Genomic DNA, 901 nt, shown 5'->3' on the forward strand with positions numbered 1-901 from the left:
CACCCCAGCCCTCCCCCGGGAGGGGAGGGAGCAAGACCGGGAGCAGGAAGACTTCGCTCCCTTGCTCCAGGTTGACAACGTCAGCCTCGAATACCGCACCCCCGAGCGCGTGGTGCGCGCCACGCACCGCGTGAGCTTCGAAGTCCATGCCGCCGACCGCTTCGTGCTGCTCGGCCCCTCGGGCTGCGGCAAGTCCACGCTGCTGAAGGCCGTGGCCGGCTTCATTGCGCCGGTCGAAGGCGAGATCCGCCTCGAAGACCGGCGCGTGACGCAGCCCGGCCCCGACCGCATCGTCGTGTTCCAGGAGTTCGACCAGTTGCCGCCGTGGAAGACGGTCAAGCAGAACGTGATGTTCCCGCTGCTCGCCTCGCGCACGCTCGGCAAGAAGGAAGCGGCCGAGCGCGCGCTGCACTACCTCGACAAGGTGGGCCTGTCGAAGTTCGCCGACGTGCATCCGCACCAGCTGTCGGGCGGCATGAAGCAGCGCGTGGCGATTGCGCGTGCGCTGGCGATGCAGCCGCGCGTGCTGCTGATGGACGAGCCCTTCGCCGCGCTCGACGCGCTCACGCGCCGCAGGATGCAGCAGGAGCTGCTCGAACTGTGGGACGAGGTTCGCTTCACGCTGCTGTTCGTCACCCATTCGATCGAGGAGGCGCTGGTGGTGGGCAACCGCATCGCGCTGCTGTCGCCGCACCCGGGGCGCATGCGCGCGGAGATCAACAGCCACGGCTTCTCGCTCGACAGCCTGGGCAGCGCCGAATTCCAGGGCACGGCGCAGCGCATCCACGACATGCTTTTCGAGGAAGAGCAGCAAGCGGTGGCCGCGCCATGATTTCGTTCTTTCTCCCTCCCCTTCCGGGGGAGGGCAGGGGTGGGGGCAAGCAGCGTATCCATCGCGCGC

1 protein-coding gene is annotated in these 901 nt (G+C 68.3%); it reads left to right on the top strand.

Features of this window, described 5'->3' with window-relative positions:
* Positions 1–61: 61 nt before the first annotated feature.
* Positions 62–832, top strand: a complete 771-nt coding sequence (locus AC1RVW_RS30815; RefSeq protein ID WP_493204532.1) for an ABC transporter ATP-binding protein — start codon at positions 62–64, stop codon at positions 830–832.
* Positions 833–901: the final 69 nt, after the last annotated feature.

It is taken from the genome of Variovorax sp. MPBD4-3 (genome assembly GCF_058809745.1).